Below are 26,371 nucleotides of genomic sequence, written 5' to 3'. Positions count from 1 at the left end.
AACAATCCGCGACGGCGGTTAAATGACGGCGAGGTTCAGTCCTGCACGATGTCGATGGTGACATCGGCCGGGCGGCGGTTCTCCAGGATCAGCCGGCCGTTCGGCAGATCGTTGCCATAGACCTTGGCGCGGGCGGCCTCGTCGTCGAGATCATAGCCCTTCCAACGCTCCCAGAGCCGCTGCTCCAGAACCTCCATCGGCGGCGCCAGCATGATCGAATAGTCGAACATGCCCTCCATCTCCGCCCATTTTCCCTGACTGAACAGCAGATAGTTTCCCTCGATCACGATGAACCGGTGATCCGGCGAAACGACGCGGGCCGATGCGATGGCAATCTCGCGTGAGCGGTCGAAGACCGGCACGAGCACCTCCTGATCGGCAGCCCGCACGGCCCTGACGATATCGAGAAAGGCGCGCACGTCGAAGCTCTCTGGCACGCCCTTCCGCTTCAAAAGCCCCTTTTCGATCAGGACGGCGTTGTCCATGTGGAAGCCGTCCATCGGCAGAACCTCGGCGCTTTCGCCTTTGGCCTTCAACGCCTTGACGACGTTATCTGCCAATGTCGATTTGCCGGCGCCGGGTGGGCCGGCAATCGCCACCAGGATGCGTTTTGCGTCGCCGGCGCGCGCAATGATGTCGCCGGCAACGTCTTCGAGCGCAACACTCATGCAGCGACAGTCTCCGCCGGCGGAGCCTTGGCCCCGGTCATGAAGGCAACCGCATCCGACATAGTATAGTCCTTGGGGTTGATGACGGTCAGACGGCGTCCGAGGCGATGGATATGGATGCGGTCCGCCACCTCGAAGACGTGAGGCATATTGTGCGAGATCAGCACGATCGGCAAGCCGCGAGCCCGCACGTCGAGGATGAGTTCGAGCACCTTGCGGCTTTCCTTGACGCCGAGTGCCGCCGTCGGTTCGTCCATGATGACGACCTTCGAGCCGAAGGCGGCGGCACGCGCCACGGCCACGCCCTGACGCTGGCCGCCGGAAAGCGTTTCCACCGCCTGATTGATGTTCTGGATCGTCATCAGGCCAAGCTCGGTGAGCTTGTCGCGGGCGCGCTTTTCCATCGCCGGCCGGTCGAGCATGCGGAACCAGGAGCCGAGGATGCCGGGCTTGCGGATCTCGCGACCGAGGAACATGTTGTCCGCAATCGAGAGCGCCGGCGACAGCGCCAGGTTCTGATAGACCGTTTCGATGCCGGCCTCGCGCGCTTCCATCGGCGACCTGAAATGGACAGGCTTGCCTTCCAGCCTGATCTCACCTTCATCGGGTGTGACCGCGCCGGAAATCGCCTTGATCAGCGAGGATTTTCCGGCGCCGTTGTCGCCGATGACGGCAAGAATTTCGCCGGGATAGAGATCGAAATCGGCATTGTCGAGCGCGGTCACGCGTCCATAGCGCTTGACGAGGCCACGCGCGGTGAGAAGGGGTTCGCCAGTCGTGGTCATGCCGATACCTTTCTGATCCATTGATCGATCGCGACGGCGCCGATGATCAGCACGCCCGTCAGGAGGACCTTCCACTGCGGATCGGCTCCGAGCATGTTGAGGCCCATGGAGACCACGCCGACGATCATCGCGCCGAACAGCGTGCCGAGGATCGAGCCACGGCCGCCGAAGAGCGAGATGCCGCCGATCACGGTCGCGGTAATTGCCTGAAGATTGAAATCCGTCACAGCCGAAGAAGGCGAGACCGAGCCGTTGCGGCCAATCGAAACCCAGGCGGCAAAGGCCGCGATCAGTCCCGAAACGCCGTAGACAGCGAGCAGCACCTTCTTGGTCTGGATGCCCGACAATTTCGCCGCTTCCGGGTCATCGCCGACAGCATAGACATGCCGGCCCCAGGCGGTGTGATTGAGAATGTACCATAGGCCCAGCACCAGGAGCACCATGGCGATGACACCAAGGGTCAGCACCGCGCCACCGAGCCGGAAGCTGATGGCAAAGAAATGCAGCAGCGGCGCCTGTTCATCGACATCGGTATCGCGGATGGTTTCATTGGCCGAATAGATGAAATTCGTCGCCATGACGATATTCCACGTACCGAGCGTCACGATGAACGGCGGCAGCTTCATGTTGGCGACAAGGAAACCGTTGAGCAATCCACAGAGACCGCCCACGATCATGCCTGCCAAGATGGCGACTGGCGTCGGCAGACCATAAGTGACGGCGACGTTGCCCATAACGACGGAGGAAATGACCATGATGACGCCGATCGACAGATCGATGCCGGCGGTCAGGATGACCAGCGTCTGCGCCGCGCCGAGAATGCCGACAATGGCGATCTGCTGCAGGATCAGCGTCAATGTGTAGGCGGAGAAGAAACGCCCGCCGATGGCAAAGCCGAAGATGATGATTGCCATCACCAATACGATCAACGGCACGGCGGCCGGAGTCGAATGCAAGAAATGCTGCATGCGTTTAAGAAGAGAGACATCCTGGTGCTCGAACGAGGCAACATTCTTGTCGCTGCCGTCGAGAACACGCTCGAATTCCTGTGCTCCGGTCATTGTATTCCTCCGCTGCCGCGCCGAATTATACGCGGAAACCGCCGGCTGTTGAAACCGGCCGAAGCGAGAGCCCGGCCGGCGTTGATGTCAGGAAGGTATGATCGCAAATCCAAGGACCGCTTCAGCGAAAAGTGTGAAGCCGTCTTCGGATAAGATCACGCCAAGTTCAGGATGAGGCTTAGCCCCAGCACTTGGCGGTGCCTTCCTTGGTGTCGATCGACTTCAGGCCAGGGACCGGCCTGTCCGTTACCAGCGAAACGCCGGTATCGAAGAAGGACTTGCCTTCGGTCGGCTTCGGCTTTGCGCCGGTGTCAGCGAACTTCTTGATCGCCTCGACGCCGAGGGCAGCCATCATCAGCGGATATTGCTGCGACGTCGCGCCGATCACGCCTTCCTTGACGGACTTGACGCCCGGGCAACCGCCGTCAACGGACACGATCAGAACCTGCTTTTCCAAGCCGACGGCCTTCAGGGCCTGGTAGGCGCCGACGGCAGCCGGTTCGTTGATGGTGTGGATGACGTTGATGCTCGAATTCTTCTGCAGGAGGTTTTCCATGGCCTTGCGGCCGCCTTCCTCATTGCCGTTGGTGACGTCATGGCCGACGATACGCGGATCGGTTTCGTCGCCGATCTTGTTCGGATCCTTCGGGTCGATGCCGAAGCCGATCATGAAGCCCTGGTCGCGCAGCACGTCGACGGAAGGCTGCGACGGCGTCAGATCCAGGAAGCCGACCTTGGCGTCCTTCACCTTGTCGCCCAGCGTTTCCTTCGCCCACTGACCGATGAGCTTGCCAGCGAGAAGATTGTCGGTGGCGAAGGTCGCGTCGGCGGCGTCAGCCGGCTCCAGCGGCGTGTCTAGCGCAATGACCAGCAGGCCGGCATCGCGTGCCTTCTTGACCGAGGAAACGATGCCCTTGGTATCGGAAGCGGCGATCAGAATGCCCTTCGCGCCATCGGCGATGCAGCTTTCGATCGCGGCGACCTGGCTTTCGCTGTCACCATCGATCTTGCCGGCATAGGACTTCAGCGTCACGCCGAGTTCCTTCGCCTTGGCGGTCGCGCCTTCCTTCATCTTGACGAAGAAAGGATTGGTGTCGGTCTTGGTGATGAGGCAGGCGGATACGCCCGCGGCCTTGGCCGGCACTGCAAAGGCGACGCCGATCGCCAGAGCGGCGAGCGCGGCGGAGATAACAGATTTTTTCATTCAATCCTCCCGATGTTTGAAAAGCCGGACCCTCCGGCAGTCACAGGCTCAGTCCGAACCCGATTTAAAGATGCGCCATGCCTGTCAGATTGTTTCCGGTGGACCTCCTCCAAGGTCATATGCACATCCTCGACGGCCCATATCTGAGCCTAAAGATTTCTCCCTGTCAATAAATAAATCGGATTGAATTATTAATTGGATGTGGCATTCTGCCGAAAAATAAGGCATGGCCATGGTGGAAGGAGCAGCCCCATGTCTCTCGTGCACGACCCGGAGGACACACCCACAGCACCTGTGATTCTCGACCCCAGCGGGGGCGCGAACCAGATTGGTGTGCGCGCCCATAACGAGCGGCTCGTGCTGTCGCTGGTGCGTCGCCATGGGGCGCTGTCGAAAGCGGATATCGCCCGACGCAGCGGCCTTTCGGCGCAGACCGTTTCCGTCATCATGCGGGAACTGGAGAAGGATGGGCTGCTCTCACGAGACGCGCCGGTGCGCGGCCGCGTCGGACAGCCATCCATCCCCATGCGGCTCAATCCCGATGCTGTGCTCTCCTTCGGCGTCAAGATCGGCCGCCGCAGTGCCGATCTGGTGCTGATGGATTTCGTCGGTAGCATCAGGATGCAGCTTCATCAGATCTACCCTTATCCGTTGCCGCAGGACATCCTCTCCTTCGTCACGGCCAGCATCCAGGAGCTCGAGGGGCGGCTCAGCAACGAAGAGCGGCGGAAAATTGCCGGGATCGGCATTGCCGCGCCGTTCGAATTGTGGAACTGGGCGGAACAGGTGGGTGCGCCGGCCGGAGCGATGGACGTATGGCGCGGCTTCAACCTGCAGACAGAGATCGCCTCGCGCGTTGCCTACCCCGTCTTCCTGCAGAACGACGCCACCAGCGCTTGCGGCGCCGAACTCGTCTTCGGTGTCGGCTCGCATTATCCGGACTTCGTCTATTTCTTCATCGGCTCCTTCCTCGGCGGCGGCATTGTCCTCAATTCCTCGATTTTCGTCGGGCGAACAGGCACAGCCGGCGCGCTCGGCCCGCTACCCGTGCGTGGCCGCAACGGCGAGAACCGCCAGCTTCTGGAAATCGCCTCGATCTTCGTGCTCGAAAACCTGTTGAAGGATCACGGCTTCGACCCGCGTCCGCTCTGGTACTCGGCCAACGACTGGGTCGATTTCGGCGAGCCTTTGGAAATCTGGATTCAGGACACGGCCAAGGCGCTGGCGCAGGCGATCGTCGCATGCGCCTCGGTCATCGATTTCAGCGCCGCCGTCATCGACGGCGGCTTTCCACATTGGGTGCGGGAACGCGTGGTGCGCGCAACCATCAAGGCCGCTTCGGAGCTGGACTTGCAGGGCGTCGTCATGCCCGACATTATCGAGGGCGCGGTCGGGCCGCAGGCACGTGCCATCGGCGGCGCCAGCCTGCCGATCTTCGCCCGCTACCTCATCGACCAGAACGTCCTCTTCAAGGAGATAGAGCATGCTGAAGGGCATTGACCCGCTGTTGAGCCCCGAGCTTTTGGCGACCCTACGCGCCATGGGCCACGGCGACGAGATAGCCCTCGTGGACGGCAATTATCCCGGCCTCGAACACGGGCGCCGCCTCATCCGCCTCGACGGCCACGGCGTCATTCGCGTGCTTGACGCCGTGCTCAGCGTCCTGCCGATCGACGATTTCGTGCCGCAGGCGATCTTCCGGGCGACCGTCCGCCAGGATCGCGACGCAGTCGATCCCGTCCATGCCGAAATGATCGAGTGCTGCGCGCGGCATGTGCCCGACATCAAGGTCGTGCCATTGCTGCCGGCGGAGTTCTACGAGCGCGTCAAACAGGCGCACGCGCTGATACAGACCAGTGAGCCCAGGCTCTATGGCAATATCATCCTGCGCAAGGGCGTAATTTATCCGAAGGGATAGCGAGGCCCCTCGCCCAAAGCCCCTGATCCGGCCTGTCGGCCACCTTCTCCCCGCACGCGGGGCGAAGGAGATGGGCGCACCCACAGCCTTCTTTCCGGCCAATTGCTCTGACGAGACTTAGAAGTAATCCCCTCTCCCCGTCGAGACGGGGAGAGGGTTAGGGTGAGGGGCAAAACTCTCTATGCGAACGGAACCGATTCCTTGTCCGCCCTTAAATATCGCCCGCCGAAGGCCCCCAGACATCCGTCATCGCAAAGCCCTCTGCCATCGGATCGAAGGGATCGAGCGCGACCTGGCTCAGGCCGAAGGTGAAGCCCCGGCCGGTGATGGTGGGGATGATGGCCGGTTTGCCGGCAACTTCGGTCACCGCCTGCAGGCCCACCTCGAACTCCGAACCGATGATCGAGCGGGACTTGAAGACATCGCCGACCTTGGCCTTGCCGCGCGCATGCAGCGTCGCCAGATTGGCGGAATTGCCGGTGCCGCAGGGCGAGCGATCGGCGCGGCCGGGCCACATGGTCGTGCATGTGCGGATGGCGCCATCGGCATCGATGTCGCGGAACATCACATAGGCGACGCCGGAGATCGCCGGGATTTCCGGATGGACGACCAACATGGTGCGGTTGATCAAGTCCTTGAGGATCATGCCCGCCTGAACGAGCGATGCGGCATTGGCCTTCTCGATCGTCAGGCCGATCTGGCCGACATCGACGAGCCCATAGAAAATACCGCCGTAGCAGAGGTCGAGCTTGATCCTGCCCCATTGCGGCGTGTCGATCTCGACATCCAACTCATGCACGAAGGAGGGCACCATGGTCAGCCGCACCTTCTCGCAGCGGCCGTCGCGGCAGGTGGCGGTTGCCCTGACCAGACCGGCGGCGGTTTCGAGCGTCACCACCGTTTCCGGCTCCTTCATCTCGACGATGCCGGATTCAAGCAGTGCCGTGGTCACGCAGATGGAATTGGAGCCGGAGCTTGCATGCGCCTGATCGGGCTGCAGGATGATGAAGGCGGCATCGGCATCGGGATGCTTGGCCGGCAGCAGCAGGTTGACGGAACCGATCGGCGCGCCGCGCGGCTCCAGCACCAGGAAGCGACGCAACTCCTCGCCCTTCGGATCGGAGTTCAGCCAATGCAATTGCTCGGCAATGCTGTTGCCGGGAATCTTCGGCACGCCGCCGATGGCAACCCGGCCGATCTCGCCCTCGCAATGAACGTCCAGCAACTGGATCGTGCGTTTCCATCTCATATCGTTTGCTCCAATCCGGACATCGGTCTTGTCCTAGTAGCGGTTGATGCGGAACGGCGTCATATCGACAGCAGGGGTGACGCCGGTCATCATATCTGCCATCAGCCGCGCTGTCGTCGCCGAAAAGGTCAGCCCGAGATGACCGTGGCCGGTCGCGTACCAGACACCCGGGACACGCGACGAAGGCGAGATGATCGGGATCGTATCCGGCAATGCCGGGCGATGACCCATCCAATCCTTGGCATCTTCCACCTGCAATCCGGGCAACGCTCTTTGGGCGTGACGAACGAGAATGCGGGGACGGCGATAATCCGGCGGCGCATCGAGGCCAGCCAGCTCGACGTTGCCGCCGACGCGGATGCCGCCGGCCGTGGGCGTCACCATGAAGGCGCGACGCGGCCAGATGATGGAATAGCGCATGGCGATGCCGGGCTTCATGATCTGTGTGTGATAGCCTCTTTCGGTCTCCAGCGGGATCGGCTCGCCGAGGGCCGAGGCGATGAAGCGCGTGCGCACGCCGGCGGCCAGCACGACATCATTGGCTTGAAGCCGGGTTCCATTCTCGAACAGCACAGCCACGTCGCCGTCCGACTGACGCTCTACGGTTCGTACCGCGCCGGAGACGAAGGTCGCACCAAGAGCCTTTGCCGCCTCCATCAGCGTGAGCACCAGCTTATACGGATCGCGGATGGATTTGTTATCCGGCAGCAGCACGGCCTTGGCGATGGAGGGAGATAAAGCCGGTTCGTGATCGCGGATTTCCGCGCCGGCGAGAACCTTGTATTCCATGCCATAGCGCTGCATCAGCTCGAGGTGCGCGCGGTCGCCGGCAAATTCCGCTTCGGTCTCGTAAATCGAGAGGCACCCCTCCTCTGTCATCAGGTCAGGCGCGCCAGCGGCGGCGAGCATCGCCCTGAAATCGGAAAGGGCATGACGCGAGAGGCTCATGCCGGCATCCTCGATTTCGCGGAGCCGCGACGGGCGACCGGCGGCGACGAAACGCAGAAACCACGGCAGCATTCTCAGAGCGTAGGAGGGCCTGAGCCACACAGGCCCTTCCGGATCCAGCAGCCAGCCCGGAATCTTCGACCAGGTGGAGGGGCCGGAACCGGCGGCAAAATCGAGCGCGATGCTTGCCATATTGCCGAAGGAGGTGCCCTCCCCCGGCCCCGCCTTGTCCACCAATGTCACCTGCCGGCCACGCCGCTGCAATTCCAACGCGATCGCCGCGCCGATGACGCCGGCGCCGACAATGATGACCGTACGCTTGTTTTCGCCCATGCCGAAAGCCTACCCACAAAGTGCCGCCATGTCCGATATGGCGCGACTCTGTGATATATCAGATCAAGCAGACTGGCTATGGAGTTTCGAAAGGCGCTCGAAGTCTCTGGCGTGTGGTTAGGGCTTTACTGCCCCAATGCCTCTCCGACATTGCTGCCCGTCGCTTGCACGCTATCGCCGACGGAACCGATGGTATTGCCGGCGGAGGCACCGACGCGGCGCAATTGCTCACCATAGTTCGCGCGCGTTCGGGGGTCGAAGATGGCGATCGGGGCGCTGACGGCAGCGCCAGCCACGCTGCCGACGGTCTGGGCGGCACCCATGGCAACCGCGCCGACGGCATCGCCGATACCAACATCGGAATCAGTGATCGTCTGGCCAGCAATCAGCCGGGCGCCGATCAGCTTCACCACTTCGGGGCTCTCGGCGAACTTGCCGTGATTCAAGCTGTCGCCGGTCTTGAGCTTGGTGAGATCGAGCACGGTGATCCCCTGCTTTTCCAGCTCGCTGCGATAGGGCTCGGCTGCGGGATCGATCTGGCCCAAGCGATCGATACTGCCGGAAATGCGCCGTGACAGCGATAGTGCCCGGTCATCACGCGAGACGAACAGCGTGAAATGCGGCCTGTCCTTGCCAAGTGCTGCAAACTGCCGGCCGAAGACATCGACGTCGAGATCGGGCGAAGCGAGAATGACATTCTTGATCTTCGGCGCGACGCGACCGTTGCGGATCGCCATTTGCCTGAGGGATTCGACCGCAAGCCAGCTGCCCATCGAATGCGCCATGACCGTGATGTCGCCGACGGAAGGATCCGCGGCGACGCGGCGCAGCAGCTCCTCCAGAGAGTCACGGGAATAGTTGGTGCTTTCCTTGTCATAGGCATAGTCGAAAATGCTGGCTCGCGACGGCCAGGTGAAAACGATCGGGGCGACTTCGGCGTGCGAATCGTGGACGATCTGGGCGAAACGATAGACCGCGTCCTCATAGCGGTTGTTGAAACCATGCACGAAGATCAGCACCCGCTTGTCCTTCGGCAGTTCCCCATGCAGCCAGGCTCGCCCGTCCGCTTCGGTCGGTATCGGCTTGACGGCGGTCGTCACGAAATTCTTGAGGGGATTGCCTGGCAGGCGGCTCGGCCATTGCACCTGGCCGACCTTGCGATTGGCTTCCGGCGGGATCGAGACGCTGACCGCATCCACCTTCAGCCCCGGACCGCGTTCGCCCGAAAACAGGATTGCCGGATCCTTGTCCGGCAAGCGCGTGGTGGCGACCAGAAGGTCGACCCTTGATGTCCCCGGAACGCTTTCACTGATCGGTTGCATGACCCCGATCGGACGACCACAGGCCGCGAGTGACAGCGTCACGGCGACGGCGACAGTCCGGAGAAGCACGCTTCCCCATCGGCCCGAACCTGCCACGCGCTGCATCATGCAACCTCTTCCTATGCCTGAATGTCGCGCCACTCTACGCATCGATGCCTTCGGCGCAAGCGACTCAGGCCGTTCTTGGCCATATGACGCGACGCTAATTCGCGCAGCATTGCAAAGGCGCAACGCCATGATCGAGGCCGGCATGTCACTGATGACAGAAGAAAAAAAGAGCCCGACGCGGGAGGAGGATGCATCGGGCTCTTGATCCGGATTGGCAACTGGGAGGAGGAGGAGTGTTGCCAATCAATGAAGGAGCGCTGGGAGGAGGAGGTGCGCTGCCTTCGATGAAATAAATAAAACGCCGGCGGGGACCTGAACAGATTGGCTTTCGCAATGCAGCAATGCACCAAGTGCATTGCTTTTGTTCACATATGCCGAAAATGCCGCATAGCACTGATAATCAGGGTATTTGCCGCCTATTTTACAGCCGCCGAACGGCCGAGGACCGCGATTCACATGATCGTGATCATACATTTCGACATGCCATTCGAGGAAACTCTGTCCTGAAGCGGCGGAGATATCTCCGCCGCTTCACCTGCTTTCGATTCGCGGCCTCGGCCTTGTTCGCCGAAGCTGGGAGGGTCTCAAGCCGTCTTGAATGCTTTCCGGCCCTCGGCGTCCAGAGCCGCGAATTCCTCGTCGGAGAGGACAATGTTGACGGCGGCGGTATTTTCTTCCAGGTGCTTGACCTTGCCCGTGCCGGGGATCGGCAGCATCACAGGGCTGCGCTTCAAAACCCAGGCAAGCGCAATCTGGCTCGGCGCGGCGCCATGCTTCTTGGCGATAGTGTCGAGAAGCGAGCCTTCCTTGGCGAGATCGCCCGCGGCAAGCGGGAACCAGGGGATGAAGCCGATATTGTGCTTCTCGCAATAATCGAGCACGTCTTCGCTGGTGCGATCGACGAGATTGTAGCGGTTCTGCACCGTCACCACCTTGAAATGCTTCGATGCGGCTTCGATGTCGGCGACGGAGACTTCGCTGAGGCCCGCATGGCGGACGATCCCGGCGTCGAGCAGAGATTTCACGGCGTCGAACTGTTCGGCCGCCGGCACCTTGGGATCGATGCGGTGAAGCTGCCAGAGATCGATCCGGTCGACACCGAGATTGCGCAGGCTCTTATGCGCCTGCTGGATCAGATATTCCGGGCGGCCGACGGGCACCCAGACGTCGGGGCCGGTTCGGGTCAATCCGGCCTTGGTGGCGACGACAAGGCCGTTGCCGTAGGGATGCAGTGCCTCCTTGATGAGACGTTCGGAAACGTCCGGGCCATAGGAATCAGCCGTGTCGATGAAGTTTATGCCGAGTTCCGGCAGGCGCTTCAGGGTGCGGATAGCTTCGTCATGGTTCTCCGGCTCGCCCCAGATACCGGACCCGGTAATGCGCATGGCACCGAAGCCGAGACGATGGACGGAGAGGTCGCCGCCGATCTTGAATTGACCGGACTTGGCTGCGTCGAAATCTGACATGGTTATAGTCCTTTTTGCTGGTCTGGAATGTATCTGGCTTTTTTTGGCATCCGAGCGGGCCGAGGCTTCTCGGGCAGGTCGAGCTTTTCGCGAGAGGGGAATAGGGTCGCGACCTGGAAAAGATGGGGCAGCAGGTTGGCATATGCAATGCGCACCCGCGTAACGAATTCATCCTTGCGCAATGCGGGGATCGACGCCGACCATTTCGGCGCAGCTGCCGGGCGGGCCGCTCGCGCGCATCGAGATTACTGCGCGGGCACGTGTCGGCGCGCTTGCGTACCCAGATCGGCAAGAGCTGTCCAAAGCTCGTCGAACATGCTGCGGGCGAATTCTTCAAGCGACATATCCCGCAGCCCCGCGCCCCAGCGTTCACCGCCGATGCGCAGCATGCTGACGACGGCTGACGACAGCAGGCTGAGGCGGAACAGCTCCTCATCGCCGCCACGACAACGGGCATGCAGCGCATCCGCCAGCTTCCTCTCAAGCTTGGCATATTTCAATTGATCGCGGGCGCGAAGAGTGGGGGTATCGCGGATCAAGGCGGCGATGGCGAGATACTGCGGATCCGAGATAGCGTCGAGCAGCGCCGCATTGACAGCCGCCTCGATGACATCGACGATGGCCGCATCCTTGGGCTGAGCGGCGACCGCCTCGATCAACTCGCCAGAGAAACCATCCTGCCAGGCAGCGACCACATCTTCCTTGCTCGGGAAATAATCGAAGAAGCTGCGCTTGGACACATCGGCCGCCTCGGTGATGTCCTCGATCGTGGTGCCGTCAAAGCCGCGCTCCAGGAAAAGCCTCAGGGCGGCGGCTTCGATGCGCTCGCGAGTCTGGCGGCGCTTGCGCTCGCGCCGGCCCTCCTTCACGACGACATCAGGCATATCCGCCATCTTACCCCCCGTCATGCACTTGCTTCGGGCCGCCTCATATCGGCCTTGCCGGCTTCGGGGGCGTAAGAGCCGCCGATCGAGATCTCCAGCGGATTCTGCCGTGATATCCTGTAGACACCGGCCGGCGGAATGTTGCGCACCGTGCCGCCGATGCGTGTCCCCTTCAGGCCGAGGCTTTCGAGGATTGGCCTGGGAATGGGGCAACGGGGACCGTAGGTGAATTGATAGAAGGCTCCACCCGGCTTCATCGTCTCGAAGGCTCCGCCGACAATGTCCACGATCTTGGCGGGCGGCATGGACAATAGCGGCAGGCCGCTGATCACAGCGCCGAAAGGCACATCCTCAAAGAGGCCGCACTGGCCAAGCTGCGCAGCATCCATCTGCACCACACGGGCCTCGGGAAAACGGCCGCGCAGCCGAACGGCAAACTCCTCGCCGAACTCGACAAGCGTCAGCGCGCTTTCCGGAATCCCGCGAGCCAGCAACGCGCGGGTGAAAACACCCGTGCCGGGGCCGAGTTCGAGGATCGGGCCGTCGAGCGGCTCGATCTCCTGAGTCATCAACCTGGCCAGGCGTTCACCCGAGGGCGCCACCGCCGCGACACGCATGGGATTGCTTACCCAGGAGCGGAAAAACCGCACAAAATCAGAGCATGAGGTCTTTGTCGTCATTCCGCGAATCCAATCTCCGGCTACGATAGCAAATATGGCGCGATCAGGGCCGAGCAGCATGGCATTTCGAAGGCACCCCACATCATTTGGCCATCGAGAACCGTTGATATGCAAGCACAATCCCTGATTTCTATTGCTGCATATTTTTAACAAATACAAACTTGCATCTAGTGCAATATATAAACAGATACAATAGGCGATGCCAAATCCCTCCACAGGCGTCCCGCAATGTCCGGCCGGACAGTGAAAGACATTCCCCCAAGTCAGACCGAATTGCAGTTATCACCGTTGCCAATAGCGGTATCGGCTACGAAGCCGCCAAGGCGCTGGCCGGCGCTGGCGTAAAGGTCATCATCGCCTCACCCAACGAGAGAAAGGGCGCCGAGGCGCTCGCCAAAATCCGCTCGGCAACATCCGGCGCAGACATTGCCTTCGAGATGCAGATGGGCGCCAACTATATCGGTCACTTCGCCTGGACGATGCGACTGCTGCCCACGGTTTTCGATGCCGACAACCCCCGTGCGGTCACAGTCAGCAGCCTGGCGCACCGCGGCGGCAGGATCAATTTCGAAGATCTATAATGGCGGAAAAATTATGGGGCTTCGCGTGCCTATTGCCAGTCGAAGCTGGCGACGCTGTTGTGCAGCCTGGAACTCGACCGCATCGCCCGCGCCGAGGGCTGGAAGGTAAAAAGCATCGCCGCCCATGCCCGCGATCCCGCCATCTGGCGGCGGCTTTGGGATGCCTCGGAGCAATTCACGGGATTGAAGATGCCTATCCCCGCAACTGCCTGAAAGATGTGCCTCTCCGCAAGAGCGGAGAGGGACTTCGCGCATTCAATTCACCGGCAACTCACTGGCTGACGCACTGCCGACGCGGACCATTGGTCGGCTGATAGGTGTTGTCAGAAGCGCGATAGGTCTTGTACCGGCTCGCGCACCAGCGAACATGGGCGCTGCCGTGGGGCGGACGTGCGACGGCGCCGCCAACAATTGCGCCGGCGGTGAAGGCGGCCAGCGGATACCAGAAACCATCGCTATAGCGGCGATATCCCGGGCGGGCGTAGCGATAGCCGCGATGGCCATGCCAGTAGCCGCCGCGATAGTGCGGACGGTAATGTGGGCGATAGTGCGGGCGATAATGGGGACGGTGACGACGATATTGCACGTCGGTCACGCCGGCAGCCTGGCCGGTCGTCTGCAGGATTGCCGGCTGCACCATCGGCTGAATCGGCGCCGCAACGGCGGGATCAAATGATGTAACAGCAAGCAGGGCACTTAAGGCGGTCACTGTCACGGTCGTCAGGAATCGTTTCACAGCTCTTCTCCTCCAGAGACGTAATCGGAACGAACAACGCGCAATGATTGAAAATGAATCATAATATTACCGCTTGCGCAAGTAAAAGACATTCAATAGTCATATAGATAGGAAGCCTACCTATCTACTGTTCGATTGAGACTCCATGACCAAACCCGACCGTCATCATGTGCTTGAAGAAGCACATGCGCTCGCCGAGGCGTTGCGCCCTGCTCTCCATCGCCTGTACCGGCAATTGCGGCGCGAGAGCGACGATCCCGGCCTTTCACCCCTGCATGCCCTGCTGCTCCTCGCCATCATGCGCGAACCGGGCATCGGCGTCGCCGAACTGGCCCGGATGGAGAAGCTGCGCGGGCCAACGATATCCGGACATGTGAAGACGATGGAGCGGGACGGTCTCATCACTCGCTCGGAGCCCGACCCGAGCGATCGGCGCCGCAATGGCCTGATCGCGACCGACAAAGGAAAAGAGCTGATACAGAGCATGAAACAAAAACGGACCGACTGGCTTGCGTCCGAACTGGCCAAACTGTCGCCCGACGAGCGCGCTGCCATTCGCGCGGCGGTCGGGCCACTCGGGGAGATCGGGCAATGAGCGGCGAGCGTCTGAATGCAATTCCGCCATCGGCGCCGGCCGCGAGCGATCCGCCCGATCGTCGCGAGATCCGCGCCGTCATTCTCGGCCTGATGATCGTTCTCGGCCTTGGCGCCATCGACCAAAGCATCGTGGCGACCGCCTTGCCGCGCATCGTCAGCGATCTCGGCGGGCTGACGCATCTGTCGTGGGTCGTCAGCGCCTATGTGCTCGCCTCGACCAGCACCATGCCCCTCTATGGCAAGCTCAGCGACCAGTACGGCCGCAAGCCGATGATCTACGCGGCGATCCTGATCTTCCTGCTCGGCTCCGTACTGAGCGGCATGGCGCAGACGCTGATGCAACTCATCGTCTTCCGGGCCATCCAGGGCATCGGCGCGGGTGGATTGCTGCCGCTTGCGCAGATCATCATCGGCGACATCGTGCCGCCGGCAAGACGTGGGCGCAATCAGGGCTCGATCGCCGCCGTCTTCGCCGTGTGCAGCGTCATCGGCCCGATCGCCGGCGGCGTCATCACCGATCTCTTGTCGTGGCACTGGATCTTCTACGTCAACCTGCCCATCGGTGCCGTTGCCCTCGTCATGATCGGCCGAGCACTCAAGAGGCCGTATCAGGCGCGCAGCCGCCGCATCGACTATCTCGGCGCTGTCTTGCTGACGGCCTGCACGACCAGCTTCCTGCTGGTGCTGGCGCTCGGCGGCAACGAATGGGCCTGGGATTCGCCTCAGATTTTCGGCTTGTCCGCGGCTGCCCTCATTCTCGGCGTTTGCTTCGTTCTCCATATCCGGCGGGAGCCCGAGCCGGTGCTGCCGCCGGATCTCTTCCGCAACCGGCTGTTCGTTGTCGCCTGCCTCGTGCTGGCATTGACCTTCGTGGGCATGCTCGGGGCCAGCCTCTTCTTCCCGCTGTTCTTCCAGATGGTCATGGGTGTCAGCCCCTCGCATTCCGGCCTGCTGACCGGCCCGCTGATGATCGGCGTCGTCATCTCGTCCATGGTCAATGGCCGCGTGCTGCTGCATCGCTTCGGACGCTACAAGCCGGCCCAGCTATTCGGTCTGAGCCTTGCGACGGTCGCCTTCGCTACGCTCGCCTGGGCGGCCGCCACCAGCCAGGGCTTCATGGTGATCGAGCCAGCCGTCTTCGCCCTCGGCCTCGGACTTGGACTTGTCATGCCCACCATGACGATCGCGGTGCAGAATGCCCTGCCCTTTGCGCATCGCGGCGTCGGCACGGCGACGCTCGCCTTCTTCCGCTCGCTCGGCGGCCTCATCGGCGTCACCGGCTCCGGCGCCATCCTCGCCTATCGCGTACAGAACGCCGGCGCCGCCCTGGACGGTCTTCATATGTCGTCATTGACGGAGGCCGGCATGAAGCAACTTGCCACCACCTCCCCCGAAGCCCATGCCGCGGCCATAGCGCTCTACCGCCACGCCATTGCCATGACCTTTGCGACGGGAACGGCCATCGTCGCATTGGCGCTGGTCGCACTGCTGTTCCTGCCGGAATTGCCGTTGGCGACGGAGCATGGAGAGGAAACGGCGCGCCGGGGCTGAGCAGCACGAAAAAATCACAGCCGCCGGGCGGCAAGCACGATCGCCTGTCGCCCGGCGCGGGATACGCGCAAGCATTCGTGCCTGCGGTGCAGGCAGTCAGATCGCAAACTTATATAGAGATGAGAATGGCGCACCCGAAGAGATTCGAACTCCTGACCCCCAGATTCGTAGTCTGGTGCTCTATCCAGCTGAGCTACGGGTGCGTGGCCGAAACGGAAGAAACCGTTGGCGTGGCGGTTCTCTAAAGCCTCCTTTGGGGGATTGCAAGTGGATTTCTGAAAAAGATCGCGATTTTCGTGCATGTCGGTGCGAAGAGGCTGAAAAACCTCAGCTTTCGCGGAAGCTTCGGCTGCGATAATCATCGAGGGATACGGGGCGATCGGGGATCTCGATGCGAAACTGCGTTCCCGCGGATGGTTTTTCCACGAGCGCTATGGTGCCGCCATGAGCAAGCACAAGTTCGCGGGCGATTGCCAGGCCGAGGCCGGTACCGCCGGAACGTGCAGAGCCGCGGAATGCCGTGAAGAGATTTTCCCGCGCTTTCTGCGGCATGCCCGGCCCGGTGTCATCGACGGTGATGCTGACGACGCTGCCGATGCGATGCGCCGAAACCGTGATGCGCCTGATACCGTCGGGTGTCGTCTCGCCGAAAGCGACCAATGCCTGATGGGCGTTGCGGCACAGATTATGGATGATGCGGAACAGCTGCTCGCTGTCGGCATCGACCTCGAGCTCGGGGCCGAGCTGCTCGACGAATTCGACACCGGTTTCAGGATCGATCGCCAGGATATCACGAACCTCGCCGATGAGCTCGACAAGACGGATCTTGCGCCGGCGCGGCGCCGATTCGGACGTCTGGCCATAGGAAAGGACCTCGGTCGTATAACCGACGGCGCGGTCGATGGTGCGCAGCAGCTTCGGCGCGAAACGCTTGACCATCGGATCGTCGACATCGACCAATCGGTCGGACATCAATTGCGCCGCCGACAGGATGTTGCGCATGTCGTGATTGATCTTCGAGACGGCGAGGCCGAGCGCCGCCAGATTTTTCTGCTGCTTCAGCGTCTTCTGCAGCTGCGACTGCATGGAGGCGAGATGGCGGCCGGCGACTGCAAGCTCATCGCGCCCCATCTCGGGCACGAGAATACGGCCCGGATCCTCCGGGTCGTCCGAATAGGCCTGCATGCTATCCGTGAGCCGCCGGATCGGGCGAATCATCATGCGGTTGATCGCAAAGAAGATCAGTGTCGCTGTGAACAATGAAATCAGGATGGAAACGAAGAAGACGCTGACCGAATAGGCAAGCATCGCATTGCGCAACCGGGTGTCCTTCAACACCACTTCGATGCCGGTGCCGACATCGCCGCCGGCCGGGCCGAAAACGCGGATGATACGGTTGCCGCCGAAGAGCAGAGTGTCGAGTGCGTCCTTGATGGCGGTCAGCTGGGACACATTGCTCAGATCATACATATCATCGACCGAGGCCGGCATCTCGGCCGTCGCAAGCAGGCGCGACGTGCCGTCCTTGCGCAGGACGATGGCCCGCGTGCCGGTGGCCATCAGCGTTTCCTTCTGCAGCGCGCGAGGTAGCTCGGCAGGCTGCAGGCCGTCGATGACGATCGCGGCTGCAGCGGCCGTATTGAGCCGGTCCTCCAGCCAACGCAGCCTCATATTGGCAACGGAGGGTACGAAGATCAGCACTTCGGCCAGGAGAATGAAGCCCACGGTGAGGATGAGAAGCTTGCCGGAAAGCCCGCCGAAGATCCCTGTGGGCCTACAAAATTGGGACAGGCGGCCCTTATCGGCTTTGCCGCTTTTTGCGGCCCTCCTGTCCTGCCCACTATCCATTTCAATTGTCCCGCTTCGCTGCAAAGCGACATGATGGCGAAGTATCGAAACCAGATAATAGGTGATTGTAGGCTTTTTTCCAATCTCTTCCCGGCTTTAACGGCGAGAAGGGTCTGGAGAGGGACGACGACGGCGCGCAGGCGCGGCCGCGTTGTCCCTCTCCGACGGGATCAAAACTCTTCCCAACCCTTCGTCGCGACGGCCGGCGAGAGAGCGTTTGCGCCGCCGAAGGCAGTCGCGACCTTATCGATCATCCGCCGTGCCGGCGATGCCGCCGGGCGGTGCGTCTCGGCGCGTGCAGGCACCGGAGCGGGCATGCTGCCGGCATCGACCTTGAAGCGGGATACCAGGCGGACGAGGCCATCGGCTTCGCCTGCAAGACGATGGGTCGCGGCCGAGGTCTCCTCGACCATGGCGGCATTGCGCTGCGTGACTTCATCCATCTGGTTGACGGCCTTGTTGACCTCGGACAGGCCTGTTGCCTGTTCGCGCGCCGCCGTCGCGATGGAATGAATGTGGTCGTTGATCTTGAGCACGCGGGCTTCGATGGTCGACAGCGCCTCGCCGGTGGCCTGCACCAGCTTGACGCCGACCTGCACCTGATCGCCTGATTTGCTAATCAGCGCCTTGATATCCTTGGCGGCGGTGGCGGAGCGCTGGGCGAGTTCACGCACTTCCTGGGCAACGACGGCAAAGCCCTTGCCCGCGTCGCCTGCTCGCGCAGCCTCGACGCCGGCGTTGAGTGCCAGCAGATTCGTCTGGAAGGCGATGTCGTCGATCACTCCGATGATCTGGCTGATCGCGCCGGATGCCTGTTCAATGCCGCCCATGGCGTCGATCGCATTGCGAACCACCTTGCCGGAGCGGGCGGCGTCTTCCTTGGCCTCGGTCACCATGATGCTCGCTTCGCGCGCCCGTTCCGTCGAATTCTGGACGACGGAGGTTATCTCGTCGAGCGCCGCCGAGGTTTGCTCGAGGGCGGCGGCCTGTTGTTCGGTACGCTTGGAGAGGTCGTCGCTGGCGTGGCGCAGTTCGTTGGTGTTGGTGTTGATCGAGCCCGTCGTCTCCCGCACCTCGCGCATGGTGCTCTTGAGGGTCGCGAGCGTGGCATTGACGTTCTGCTGCAGTTCGGCAAAGGCGCCGTGGAATTCGCCCTTCATAGCTTGAGTCAGATCGCCATCAGCGAGGCTTGCGATCACGCGACGCACCTCGCCGATACCCGTATCGACGCTCACCAGCAGCTCGTTCACATTCCTGGCAAAGCGATTGAGGTTGGCATCGCCGTAATCCTTCTCGATGCGACGGCTGAAATCGCCGGCAGCGGCGGCCGAGACGGCCAGAGACATGCTGGACTGAAGTTCGTCGCTCCTGGCGCGCAGGGCCGTTTCCTCGGCATTCATGCGGCGCACGGCCTTGCCGTTCTCCTTGAAAACATCGACGGCAGCGGCCATCTCGCCGATTTCGTCGCGGCGACCGGCAAACGGGACCTCGATATCGAATTGACCGTCGGCAACCTTGTTGATGGCTTCCGTCACCTTGCGGATCGGACGGCTCAGATGAACGGTGCCAATATAGGAGCCCAGGCCGACGCCGGCGCTGATGCCCGCCACCGTGATGCAAAGGACGGCCCACAAGATAGCGTCATGAAAAGTCGCGACGCTGGTTTCGGCTGCTGCAAGTTCTGCCTTATCGGTTTTAACCACAGCATCGATCTCGGCCTGGAAAGCCTTGCGATTGGCACGGTTGGCTTCATTGTTGCCTTGCTTGCTGGCGGCATCCGGACCATCCGTCACGCCAAGACGGGCCGTTTCGGTGCGGAAGACGCGAAACTCCTGAGAGCCGGCCTGCAGTTTGGAGAATTCTGCCTTCTGCGCATCCGGAACCATAGGCGCCCAGGCCGCGAGCACTTTGTCGATCTCGTCGAGGTCGCCCATCAACCCATCGGCGAAGCTCTTGGCGTCCTTTGCGGAAGCGGCAGCATAGATGCCGCGCGATTCCATGACCACCGCCGTCACATAACGGTTGAGGCGCTCGCCCATGTAGGCGCGGCCGGCGGTCTGATCGTAGCTCTGTAATTTCTGGTCATACTGATGCAGCGCATAAAGGGCGGTAGCGCCGATCAAAAGCGCTGCGCCAGCCATGACGAATACAAGCAGGTTTATTTTGCCGCGAATCTTCACGATACCCTCCGAGGCCGGTCTCCTCCCCATAAATCGATGGGTTTTTCCAGCATGTACCTAGATATCGGCTAAATTCATTAATGATATATTGCGGTATTTATATATGAGAGATGCGACGTCGCTGCTATTTCTGCTGTATATTTCAGTATTTACTGAATTATATTGTTGGCCATGCAATCAATCGGCCGAATGCTATGGCTGGCGGCAACGGCCGCCGACCGACCGGCTGGAACCCCGGACTTCAAGGAATTTGCGCCGATATAATTGACTCTATGGGTCTTCATCCTTATAAGCCCGCGCACGTCCGGTCCCGGAGCCTGCTTTTGCGGGCGAAGTCCGTTCGCCATAATCAACAACGCTGCTTGCTTTTGAAGCAAAGCTCAAGAAGGGCCGCACTCCGCGGTGTTTAAATAAATGAAGCGTACCTATCAACCATCCAAGCTTGTCCGCAAGCGTCGCCACGGCTTCCGTTCCCGTATGGCCACCAAGGGCGGTCGCGCGGTTCTTTCCGCTCGCCGTAGCCGCGGCCGCAAGCGTCTTTCGGCCTAACGGCCGAAATGCCCGATAGTCGAGGATGGCGGGCAAATTGACGAATGAACGACCCAAAAAGACTGTCGGGCGGCTGAAGAGCCGGCCGCAGTTTCTTGCAGTCCGCGAAGGCGAGAAGCGCAGAGGCAGCTTCTTCCTCCTAGAGATGCTGGACCGCAAGCTTGCCGACGCCGACCCCCGCGTTGGTTTTACCGTCACCAAAAAACATGGCAACGCAGTGGAGCGCAACCGCATGCGGCGCAGGCTGAAAGAAGCCGTGCGGCTTCATGCCGGGTTTGCAATGCAGCCCGGACACGACTATGTGGTTGTCGCGCGGCGCGATGTGCTGACCGCACCTTTCGAAAAACTGGTGAGTGAACTCGTCCAGCGTATCGAAACCAGGCCGAAACACCGGCGACCGGAAACGGACCGCTCCAGGAACACATGATGCAAAACAACCGCAATTACTTCATAGCGATTGCCCTGTCGGTGCTGATCGTCCTCGCTTGGCAGTTTTTCTATATGAACCCGCGCCTCGAAGCGCAGCGGCAGGCCGAACAGGCCGCCAAGCTGCAGCAGCAGTCGCAGCAGGCCCAGACGACGCAGGCACCCGCCGCGAGCGCAGGCGCTGCGGTCAACGGCTCGCTGCCGGCAGGCGGCCAGACTGCGCCGACGGTCCTGACACGCGACCAATCGGTCGCCAAGACCTCCTCTTCGCGCGTTGTCATCGATACGCCTGCGCTTGCCGGCTCCATCAACCTGGAAGGCGCGCGCCTCGACGACCTCAGGCTCAAGACCTATCACGAGACCGTCGACAAGAGCAGCCCGATCATTACGCTGTTCAGCCCGGCCGATACCAAGGACGGCTACTTCACCGAACTCGGCTATGTCGGCAGCGATGCGACCGGTGCGGTCCCCGGCCCTTCGACCATGTGGACGCTCTCGAGCGGCGACAAGCTGACCGACAAGACGCCGGTGACGCTTTCCTACACCAATGACAAGGGCATCACCTTCTCGCGCACGATTTCCGTCGACGATCGCTACATGTTCACGATCACCGACAAAATCGCCAATAGCGGCCAGGCACCGGTTTCCCTCTCGAGCTACGGCCGCGTCACCCGCTACAATAAACCCGAGACGCCGTCCGCCTACGTTCTGCACGAAGGCTTCATCGGTGTCATCGGCGATGACGGCCTGATCGAGACCAAGTATGCGGCAACCGAGAAGGAAGCCACGACGCCCGCCAAGTCGACCGGCGGCTGGCTCGGCATGACAGACAAGTACTGGGCCGCAACCATGGTGCCGCCGCAGTCGACGGCCTATGATGCCCGCTTCTCGCACTTCAGCGACGGCACGCCGCGCTATCAGGCCGATTACAAGCAAGATGCCGTCACGGTCGCTCCCAGCCAGTCGATCGAGTTGAAGAACCTCGTCTTCGCCGGCGCGAAAGAAGTACCGGTCATCGACCGCTACGAGACCAGCTACTCGATCCCGCGCTTCGACCGCCTGATCGACTGGGGCTGGTTCTATTTCATCACCAAGCCGATGTTCAAGCTGATGGATTTCTTCTTCCGCTACTTCGGCAATTTCGGTGTCGCCATCCTCTGCACCACCATCGTGGTCAAGGCGTTGTTCTTCCCGCTCGCCAGCAAGCAGTATGCTTCGATGGCGAACATGAAGCGCATGCAGCCGAAGATGGAGGAGCTGAAGGCCAAGTTCGGCGACGACCGAATGGCGCTGCAACAGGCGACGATGCAGCTCTACAAGGAAGAGAAGATCAATCCGATCGCGGGCTGCTGGCCGGTGCTCCTGCAGATTCCGATCTTCTTCTCGCTCTACAAGGTGATCTACATCACCATCGAGATGCGCCATGCGCCGTTCTTCGGCTGGATCCAGGACCTTTCCGCTCCGGACCCGACCTCGATCGTCAATCTCTTCGGCCTGCTGCCGTTTGCAGCGCCTACCATCCTGCATCTCGGTGTCTGGCCGATGATCATGGGCGTCACCATGTTCCTGCAGATGCGCATGAACCCGACGCCGCCGGACCCGACCCAGGCGATGATCTTCACCTGGATGCCGCTGGTGTTCATGTTCATGCTGGCAAGCTTCCCGGCCGGCCTCGTCATCTACTGGGCCTGGAACAACACGCTCTCGGTCATCCAGCAGTCGATCATCATGAGGCGCCACGGCGTGAAGGTGGAACTCTTCGACAATCTCAAGGGCCTCTTCAAACGAAAACCGGCGCCATCGAAATAGACAGCAAAGCCCCGCTTCGGCGGGGCTTTTCTTTTGAGGGATATCGCGTGCGCGAGGTTATCCGTTTTCCTCGTGATCGCGATAGCCTTGAAAGCCGGGCGACCGGTCAGGGCTTGCCCGCTTCGATCAGATGCCGCCGGAAGAATGACAGAACGTCCGCATCGAACGACTTGTGAAAGGCGACCCTGTCAAAGCCGTTGGCATCCTTGCAAATTTCCGGCTGCGACTGGGTGAGCGCCGGCGAGCAAGGTGCGAGAAAGGCGAAGTGCGCCGCGTTGGAGACGACATGAAATTCGGGCTTTGCCGGCAAGTCATCCGTTAGAGCTACGACGTTTTCCGGCAGCACGCCATCGCCGCCATATTGCGAGCCCCAGAGCTGAACGGGCGCCTTGACATTCTTCAGGCTGTCCTTGGTCGAAAAGAAACTGAACGGATCGGCAATGACCAAAGCCTTGATGCGCGCATCCTGCGTCAGCGGCTGCGTCGGAAGCTCGTTGCGGCGGATCTGTCCGCAAATCGGCGCCGGTTCCGGGCATGAGACATGCGGATCGTGAAAATCCGGGATCGCTCCGGCCAGAACCAGGCCGGTATAACCGCCGCGCGAGAAGCCGAAGAAGCCGATGCGGCTCGGATCGATGTGTGCCGCTTCCGGAGAGGCGTTCAGCATGAAATCGATGAGACGTTTGATATCTGTCGGTCGCTCGATGAAGACGGATATATCGCCCGATTGGCTCATGTCGGAAAAATTGTCGCGCGGATGGTTCAAGGCGACGACGACGAAGCCGGCATCCGCCAGGGTTTCCGCTGTATCGTGATGGCCGAGAGAGCTGCCGGCATGACCATGCGAAATGACGACCAACGGCAGATTAGCGCCCACGATCGGGCAATTCCGGACACCAGAAACGACGATCGATCCAAGCGTAATGTCCACCGGCGCAACCGTGCAGGGCGACCAGATGAAGGCGCGGAGAGCGGGACCGCTTGCGTCCGCCGGGACTTCAAACGATTTCAGGCCCGCTGCGTGAGCCCACGTTGCGGTCAAGCTGACGGCAATGAAGAATAGAGTCTTTGTGAAACGCATTTTCTTTTCCCAAAATGAAAATCGAACGGGGTTGGTGCAATGCATCACTCGGCTGCGTCGCGAAGCGGAATCAGCAGATCGGTGGCGAGTTCGCTGTCGGCTATGTGCCTTGGGTGATTGAGATAGATCTCGAGCGCCGGGCGATCGTCAGGCTCGAGGCCGCTTTGCGGTAGCCATCCGCCGAAGAGCGTCTGAAACGTCGGAGAAATGAGCGCATAGGGACCGATCAGCCGGTGCCGGGCATAGCGCCCGCCCGGCACGTCGCATCGTTCAAGCCCGTCCGTCGCCAGCTCATCGTTCGACAGGATCAGCCCGGCAAAATATCGGAAGCCGTCACCTTGATCCGGATCGCCATGGCAGACGCCGATACGAGCAACGTCGTTCCATGCTATTCCACGCTCCGACGACCATTGCCGCAAACGCCGATAGCTATGAGGAATCGTTGTGAACGGCCCATCGTGACGCACACCAAATACAGTCACCGGCTGCCGATCAACGATCGTCACCGGAGGAAGGCTCATCGTGATCGACTGTTGCTGCATCTGGAAATCGGTCGGACTAAGCCCGGTCAGATTGCGAAAGGCGCGCGCGAAGCTTTGCGAGCTGTCGTAGCCTGCATCTAATGCCGTTTCAGTAACCGAGACGGTGCGGCCGGCCAGTCGATGCGCCGCCTGGGCAAGCCGAACCCGGCGTGTCGTGGCAACAATGCTTTCGCCGGTCAGCGCGCGATAGAGCCGATGGAAATGGAATGGCGAGAAATGAGCGACGGCAGCAAGGCTCTCGATCGAATGAGGCGCTGACGGATCGACCATAATCGCTTCGATGACGCGGGCGATGCGCCGACGATAATTTTCTTCTGTGCTGGTCTTCATGAGGCCAAAGAGTAGCATGGCCTTTACGGACGCGCGGCGCAGCAATTGCGGATTTTTGCGAGTGCCGGTCAGAATGCATCGCCAAAAGACCGTCGACGGGCACACCGATCAAAACTTGACTTTCGCCGGCAAAACCTCGAAGCCAGTCAACAATCGAACCGGAAGACCTGAAGCAGCATGGCAGAACAGACCATAAAAGACGACAAGCCGCTTTTCGGCCGCCCGTGGATTTTCATCCGCGGCGTGCCAGCGATGAAATTCCTGCCGCCGGAGGGGCCTTTGGAAGTGGCCTTTGCCGGGCGCTCGAATGTCGGCAAGTCGTCGCTGATCAATGCGCTGGTCGGCCATAAGGGTTTGGCGCGCACTTCGAACACGCCGGGGCGGACGCAGGAGCTCAACTATTTCGTTCCCGATGGCTTTTCCGGCGAGGGTGGCGACCTGCCGCCCATGGCGCTGGTCGACATGCCGGGCTACGGCTATGCGGAAGCGCCGAAGGAACAGGTGGATGCCTGGACGAAGCTGGTCTTCGATTATCTGCGCGGACGCACGACGCTGAAGCGCGTCTATGTGCTGATCGATAGCCGCCACGGCATCAAGAAGAACGACGACGAGGTCCTCGGCCTGCTCGACAAGGCCGCCGTTTCCTATCAGATCGTGCTGACCAAGACCGACAAGATCAAGGAGGCGGGCCTGCCGAAGCTTTTGGCCGATACCGCCGAAAAAATCCGCAAGCGCCCTGCCGCCTATCCCGGCATTCTCGCCACCTCATCGGAGAAGGGTGTGGGTCTCGAGGAGTTGCGCCAGGCGATTGGCCTGACAGTGGGAATTCCGGTCTGAACATCAGGTCAGCCGGATGAGGCCGCCGCCCTGCGCCCCGCGGGGAGCGGCGGCCCTGTCGCCGTCGAGGATTACATCTTCGGCAACAACACCTTGTCGACAACGTGGATCACGCCGTTCGACTGTTTGACATCGGCGATGGTGATATGAGCGGTGCCGCCGGCCTCGTCGGTCAGCGTCAGCTTGCCGCCCTTGTCCATCGCCTTGATCGTGCAGCCACCGACCGTCTTCAGGTCGTATTCGCCGCCCTTGCTCGTCGCCCATTTCTTGATGGCGGCGGCCATATCGTCACCGGCGACGACATGGCAGGTCAGGATCTTGGTTAGGGTTGCCTTGTTCTCGGGCTTCAGCAGGGTTTCGACCGTACCGGGCGGAAGCTTGCCAAAGGCTTCATTCGTCGGCGCAAAGACGGTGAAGGGGCCTTTGCCTTCGAGCGTGTCCACAAGGCCGGCAGCCTTGACGGCAGCGACCAAAGTCGTGTGGTCCTTCGAATTCACGGCGTTCTGCACGATATTCTTGCTGGCGTACATCGCCGCGCCCCCCACCATGGGGTCCTTTGCGTGGGCGAGGCTGGTTGCGGCGGCAAGCGTTGCGGCCACAGCGACGACGTGAATCACGGTCTTAATCATAGCTTTTCCTCTTCCTGTTCTTGCCCCGATCATGTGGGGTCACAGGAAG

Annotated in this window: 26 protein-coding genes and 1 tRNA gene; 10 read left to right on the top strand and 17 right to left on the bottom strand. The window is 61.2% G+C overall.

Going from position 1 to position 26,371, the window contains the following annotated elements; translation table 11 throughout:
• Positions 1–35 precede the first annotated feature (35 nt).
• From FHT29_RS10210 to FHT29_RS10195, 4 genes are all read right to left on the bottom strand, one after another.
• A complete protein-coding gene (locus FHT29_RS10210; protein ID WP_168599636.1) occupies positions 36–668 on the bottom strand; it encodes a nucleoside triphosphate hydrolase in 633 nt (210 codons plus the stop codon).
• The gene (locus tag FHT29_RS10205; protein ID WP_173410348.1) at positions 665–1,474 is read right to left on the bottom strand and encodes an ATP-binding cassette domain-containing protein; all 810 of its coding nucleotides are present in this window, start codon (positions 1,472–1,474) and stop codon (positions 665–667) included. The genes FHT29_RS10210 and FHT29_RS10205 overlap by 4 nt, the downstream gene beginning before the upstream one ends.
• Entirely contained in the window at positions 1,450–2,514 is a 1,065-nt protein-coding gene (locus FHT29_RS10200; RefSeq protein WP_037203076.1) for an ABC transporter permease, read from the bottom strand. The genes FHT29_RS10205 and FHT29_RS10200 overlap by 25 nt, the downstream gene beginning before the upstream one ends.
• 178 nt (positions 2,515–2,692) lie before the next feature.
• A complete protein-coding gene (locus tag FHT29_RS10195; protein WP_037203075.1) occupies positions 2,693–3,718 on the bottom strand; it encodes a sugar ABC transporter substrate-binding protein in 1,026 nt (341 codons plus the stop codon).
• 252 nt (positions 3,719–3,970) lie between these two features.
• Between FHT29_RS10195 and FHT29_RS10190 the strand changes: the two genes are divergently transcribed.
• Positions 3,971–5,218, top strand: a complete 1,248-nt coding sequence (locus FHT29_RS10190; RefSeq protein ID WP_037203074.1) for an ROK family transcriptional regulator — start codon at positions 3,971–3,973, stop codon at positions 5,216–5,218.
• Positions 5,202–5,636, top strand: coding sequence for an RbsD/FucU family protein (locus FHT29_RS10185; RefSeq protein WP_047556392.1), 435 nt, complete (start codon positions 5,202–5,204; stop codon positions 5,634–5,636). The genes FHT29_RS10190 and FHT29_RS10185 overlap by 17 nt, the downstream gene beginning before the upstream one ends.
• 211 nt (positions 5,637–5,847) lie before the next feature.
• Here FHT29_RS10185 and FHT29_RS10180 read toward each other — a convergent pair whose 3' ends face one another.
• The 6 genes from FHT29_RS10180 to FHT29_RS10155 form a co-directional block, all read right to left on the bottom strand.
• A complete protein-coding gene (locus FHT29_RS10180; protein ID WP_037203072.1) occupies positions 5,848–6,885 on the bottom strand; it encodes a 4-hydroxyproline epimerase in 1,038 nt (345 codons plus the stop codon).
• A 33-nt stretch (positions 6,886–6,918) separates the two neighbouring features.
• Complete coding sequence (locus tag FHT29_RS10175; protein WP_047556157.1) at positions 6,919–8,166, bottom strand: FAD-dependent oxidoreductase; 1,248 nt, start codon at positions 8,164–8,166, stop codon at positions 6,919–6,921.
• A 125-nt stretch (positions 8,167–8,291) separates the two neighbouring features.
• Positions 8,292–9,596 carry an alpha/beta hydrolase gene (locus tag FHT29_RS10170; protein ID WP_052212113.1) on the bottom strand — a complete coding sequence of 435 codons (1,305 nt, stop codon included), beginning with the start codon at positions 9,594–9,596 and terminating at the stop codon, positions 8,292–8,294.
• 584 nt (positions 9,597–10,180) lie between these two features.
• Entirely contained in the window at positions 10,181–11,062 is an 882-nt protein-coding gene (locus tag FHT29_RS10165; protein ID WP_037203070.1) for an aldo/keto reductase, read from the bottom strand.
• A 245-nt stretch (positions 11,063–11,307) separates the two neighbouring features.
• Positions 11,308–11,955 (bottom strand): TetR family transcriptional regulator, encoded by a 648-nt coding sequence (locus tag FHT29_RS10160; protein ID WP_047556396.1) that lies wholly within the window; start codon positions 11,953–11,955, stop codon positions 11,308–11,310.
• A gap of 11 nt (positions 11,956–11,966) precedes the next feature.
• Positions 11,967–12,626 (bottom strand): methyltransferase domain-containing protein, encoded by a 660-nt coding sequence (locus tag FHT29_RS10155; RefSeq protein WP_047556398.1) that lies wholly within the window; start codon positions 12,624–12,626, stop codon positions 11,967–11,969.
• 170 nt (positions 12,627–12,796) lie between these two features.
• On the opposite strand from FHT29_RS10155, the gene FHT29_RS34450 reads away from it, so the two are divergent.
• On the top strand, positions 12,797–13,207 hold the full coding sequence (locus FHT29_RS34450; RefSeq protein ID WP_348644862.1) for an SDR family NAD(P)-dependent oxidoreductase: 411 nt from the start codon (positions 12,797–12,799) through the stop codon (positions 13,205–13,207).
• Between the two features lie 57 nt (positions 13,208–13,264).
• Positions 13,265–13,420 carry a hypothetical protein gene (locus FHT29_RS34445; protein ID WP_246703017.1) on the top strand — a complete coding sequence of 52 codons (156 nt, stop codon included), beginning with the start codon at positions 13,265–13,267 and terminating at the stop codon, positions 13,418–13,420.
• 58 nt (positions 13,421–13,478) lie between these two features.
• Here the strand turns inward: FHT29_RS34445 and FHT29_RS10145 are convergent, their stop codons facing one another.
• Positions 13,479–13,943 carry a BA14K family protein gene (locus tag FHT29_RS10145; RefSeq protein WP_052212119.1) on the bottom strand — a complete coding sequence of 155 codons (465 nt, stop codon included), beginning with the start codon at positions 13,941–13,943 and terminating at the stop codon, positions 13,479–13,481.
• 145 nt (positions 13,944–14,088) lie between these two features.
• On the opposite strand from FHT29_RS10145, the gene FHT29_RS10140 reads away from it, so the two are divergent.
• Both FHT29_RS10140 and FHT29_RS10135 read left to right on the top strand, forming a co-directional pair.
• Positions 14,089–14,538 carry a MarR family transcriptional regulator gene (locus tag FHT29_RS10140; protein WP_047556162.1) on the top strand — a complete coding sequence of 150 codons (450 nt, stop codon included), beginning with the start codon at positions 14,089–14,091 and terminating at the stop codon, positions 14,536–14,538.
• Positions 14,535–16,091, top strand: coding sequence for an MDR family MFS transporter (locus FHT29_RS10135; RefSeq protein ID WP_168599635.1), 1,557 nt, complete (start codon positions 14,535–14,537; stop codon positions 16,089–16,091). The genes FHT29_RS10140 and FHT29_RS10135 overlap by 4 nt, the downstream gene beginning before the upstream one ends.
• A 126-nt stretch (positions 16,092–16,217) precedes the next feature.
• On the opposite strand, the gene FHT29_RS10130 is transcribed toward FHT29_RS10135, so the two are convergent.
• The 3 genes from FHT29_RS10130 to FHT29_RS10120 all read right to left on the bottom strand — a co-directional run bounded on the left by FHT29_RS10130 (position 16,218) and on the right by FHT29_RS10120 (position 20,119).
• Positions 16,218–16,294 (bottom strand) — tRNA-Arg (locus FHT29_RS10130).
• A gap of 124 nt (positions 16,295–16,418) precedes the next feature.
• Positions 16,419–17,939: a HAMP domain-containing sensor histidine kinase gene (locus FHT29_RS10125; RefSeq protein WP_168599634.1), complete on the bottom strand. Its 1,521-nt coding sequence runs from the start codon at positions 17,937–17,939 to the stop codon at positions 16,419–16,421.
• A gap of 170 nt (positions 17,940–18,109) precedes the next feature.
• Positions 18,110–20,119, bottom strand: coding sequence for a methyl-accepting chemotaxis protein (locus tag FHT29_RS10120; RefSeq protein WP_168599633.1), 2,010 nt, complete (start codon positions 20,117–20,119; stop codon positions 18,110–18,112).
• 414 nt (positions 20,120–20,533) lie between these two features.
• On the opposite strand from FHT29_RS10120, the gene rpmH reads away from it, so the two are divergent.
• From rpmH to yidC, 3 genes are read left to right on the top strand one after another with little or no spacing between them, the layout of a single operon-like run.
• Positions 20,534–20,668, top strand: coding sequence for a 50S ribosomal protein L34 (gene rpmH, locus FHT29_RS10115; protein ID WP_034488840.1), 135 nt, complete (start codon positions 20,534–20,536; stop codon positions 20,666–20,668).
• Positions 20,669–20,693: 25 nt separating this feature from the next.
• On the top strand, positions 20,694–21,095 hold the full coding sequence (rnpA, locus tag FHT29_RS10110; RefSeq protein ID WP_037203066.1) for a ribonuclease P protein component: 402 nt from the start codon (positions 20,694–20,696) through the stop codon (positions 21,093–21,095).
• Positions 21,095–22,903 carry a membrane protein insertase YidC gene (gene yidC, locus FHT29_RS10105; RefSeq protein ID WP_168599632.1) on the top strand — a complete coding sequence of 603 codons (1,809 nt, stop codon included), beginning with the start codon at positions 21,095–21,097 and terminating at the stop codon, positions 22,901–22,903. The genes rnpA and yidC overlap by 1 nt, the downstream gene beginning before the upstream one ends.
• A 106-nt stretch (positions 22,904–23,009) precedes the next feature.
• Here the strand turns inward: yidC and FHT29_RS10100 are convergent, their stop codons facing one another.
• Both FHT29_RS10100 and FHT29_RS10095 read right to left on the bottom strand, forming a co-directional pair.
• The gene (locus tag FHT29_RS10100; RefSeq protein WP_168599631.1) at positions 23,010–23,984 is read right to left on the bottom strand and encodes a dienelactone hydrolase; all 975 of its coding nucleotides are present in this window, start codon (positions 23,982–23,984) and stop codon (positions 23,010–23,012) included.
• Positions 23,985–24,028: 44 nt separating this feature from the next.
• Positions 24,029–24,856, bottom strand: coding sequence for an AraC family transcriptional regulator (locus FHT29_RS10095; RefSeq protein ID WP_168599630.1), 828 nt, complete (start codon positions 24,854–24,856; stop codon positions 24,029–24,031).
• Between the two features lie 177 nt (positions 24,857–25,033).
• Between FHT29_RS10095 and yihA the strand changes: the two genes are divergently transcribed.
• The gene (gene yihA, locus FHT29_RS10090) at positions 25,034–25,693 is read left to right on the top strand and encodes a ribosome biogenesis GTP-binding protein YihA/YsxC (RefSeq protein WP_037203063.1); all 660 of its coding nucleotides are present in this window, start codon (positions 25,034–25,036) and stop codon (positions 25,691–25,693) included.
• Positions 25,694–25,764: 71 nt separating this feature from the next.
• On the opposite strand, the gene FHT29_RS10085 is transcribed toward yihA, so the two are convergent.
• Positions 25,765–26,322 (bottom strand): fasciclin domain-containing protein, encoded by a 558-nt coding sequence (locus FHT29_RS10085; protein ID WP_047641069.1) that lies wholly within the window; start codon positions 26,320–26,322, stop codon positions 25,765–25,767.
• Between the last annotated feature and the right edge of the window lie 49 nt (positions 26,323–26,371).

The organism is Rhizobium sp. SG741 (genome assembly GCF_012275435.1).
Taxonomy (GTDB): domain Bacteria; phylum Pseudomonadota; class Alphaproteobacteria; order Rhizobiales; family Rhizobiaceae; genus Rhizobium; species Rhizobium lusitanum.
This window is presented reverse-complemented; position numbering and strand designations above follow the sequence as displayed.

Coding starts and splice junctions, on each gene's coding strand:
- FHT29_RS10210 (WP_168599636.1), bottom strand. CDS start 668: ATGAGTGTTGCGCTCGAAGACGTTGCCGGCGACATCATTGCGCGCGCC.
- FHT29_RS10205 (WP_173410348.1), bottom strand. CDS start 1,474: ATGGATCAGAAAGGTATCGGCATGACCACGACTGGCGAACCCCTTCTC.
- FHT29_RS10200 (WP_037203076.1), bottom strand. CDS start 2,514: ATGACCGGAGCACAGGAATTCGAGCGTGTTCTCGACGGCAGCGACAAG.
- FHT29_RS10195 (WP_037203075.1), bottom strand. CDS start 3,718: ATGAAAAAATCTGTTATCTCCGCCGCGCTCGCCGCTCTGGCGATCGGC.
- FHT29_RS10190 (WP_037203074.1), top strand. CDS start 3,971: ATGTCTCTCGTGCACGACCCGGAGGACACACCCACAGCACCTGTGATT.
- FHT29_RS10185 (WP_047556392.1), top strand. CDS start 5,202: ATGCTGAAGGGCATTGACCCGCTGTTGAGCCCCGAGCTTTTGGCGACC.
- FHT29_RS10180 (WP_037203072.1), bottom strand. CDS start 6,885: ATGAGATGGAAACGCACGATCCAGTTGCTGGACGTTCATTGCGAGGGC.
- FHT29_RS10175 (WP_047556157.1), bottom strand. CDS start 8,166: ATGGGCGAAAACAAGCGTACGGTCATCATTGTCGGCGCCGGCGTCATC.
- FHT29_RS10170 (WP_052212113.1), bottom strand. CDS start 9,596: ATGATGCAGCGCGTGGCAGGTTCGGGCCGATGGGGAAGCGTGCTTCTC.
- FHT29_RS10165 (WP_037203070.1), bottom strand. CDS start 11,062: ATGTCAGATTTCGACGCAGCCAAGTCCGGTCAATTCAAGATCGGCGGC.
- FHT29_RS10160 (WP_047556396.1), bottom strand. CDS start 11,955: ATGGCGGATATGCCTGATGTCGTCGTGAAGGAGGGCCGGCGCGAGCGC.
- FHT29_RS10155 (WP_047556398.1), bottom strand. CDS start 12,626: ATGACGACAAAGACCTCATGCTCTGATTTTGTGCGGTTTTTCCGCTCC.
- FHT29_RS10140 (WP_047556162.1), top strand. CDS start 14,089: ATGACCAAACCCGACCGTCATCATGTGCTTGAAGAAGCACATGCGCTC.
- FHT29_RS10135 (WP_168599635.1), top strand. CDS start 14,535: ATGAGCGGCGAGCGTCTGAATGCAATTCCGCCATCGGCGCCGGCCGCG.
- FHT29_RS10125 (WP_168599634.1), bottom strand. CDS start 17,939: ATGGATAGTGGGCAGGACAGGAGGGCCGCAAAAAGCGGCAAAGCCGAT.
- rpmH (WP_034488840.1), top strand. CDS start 20,534: ATGAAGCGTACCTATCAACCATCCAAGCTTGTCCGCAAGCGTCGCCAC.
- rnpA (WP_037203066.1), top strand. CDS start 20,694: ATGGCGGGCAAATTGACGAATGAACGACCCAAAAAGACTGTCGGGCGG.
- yidC (WP_168599632.1), top strand. CDS start 21,095: ATGCAAAACAACCGCAATTACTTCATAGCGATTGCCCTGTCGGTGCTG.
- FHT29_RS10100 (WP_168599631.1), bottom strand. CDS start 23,984: ATGCGTTTCACAAAGACTCTATTCTTCATTGCCGTCAGCTTGACCGCA.
- FHT29_RS10095 (WP_168599630.1), bottom strand. CDS start 24,856: ATGAAGACCAGCACAGAAGAAAATTATCGTCGGCGCATCGCCCGCGTC.
- yihA (WP_037203063.1), top strand. CDS start 25,034: ATGGCAGAACAGACCATAAAAGACGACAAGCCGCTTTTCGGCCGCCCG.
- FHT29_RS10085 (WP_047641069.1), bottom strand. CDS start 26,322: ATGATTAAGACCGTGATTCACGTCGTCGCTGTGGCCGCAACGCTTGCC.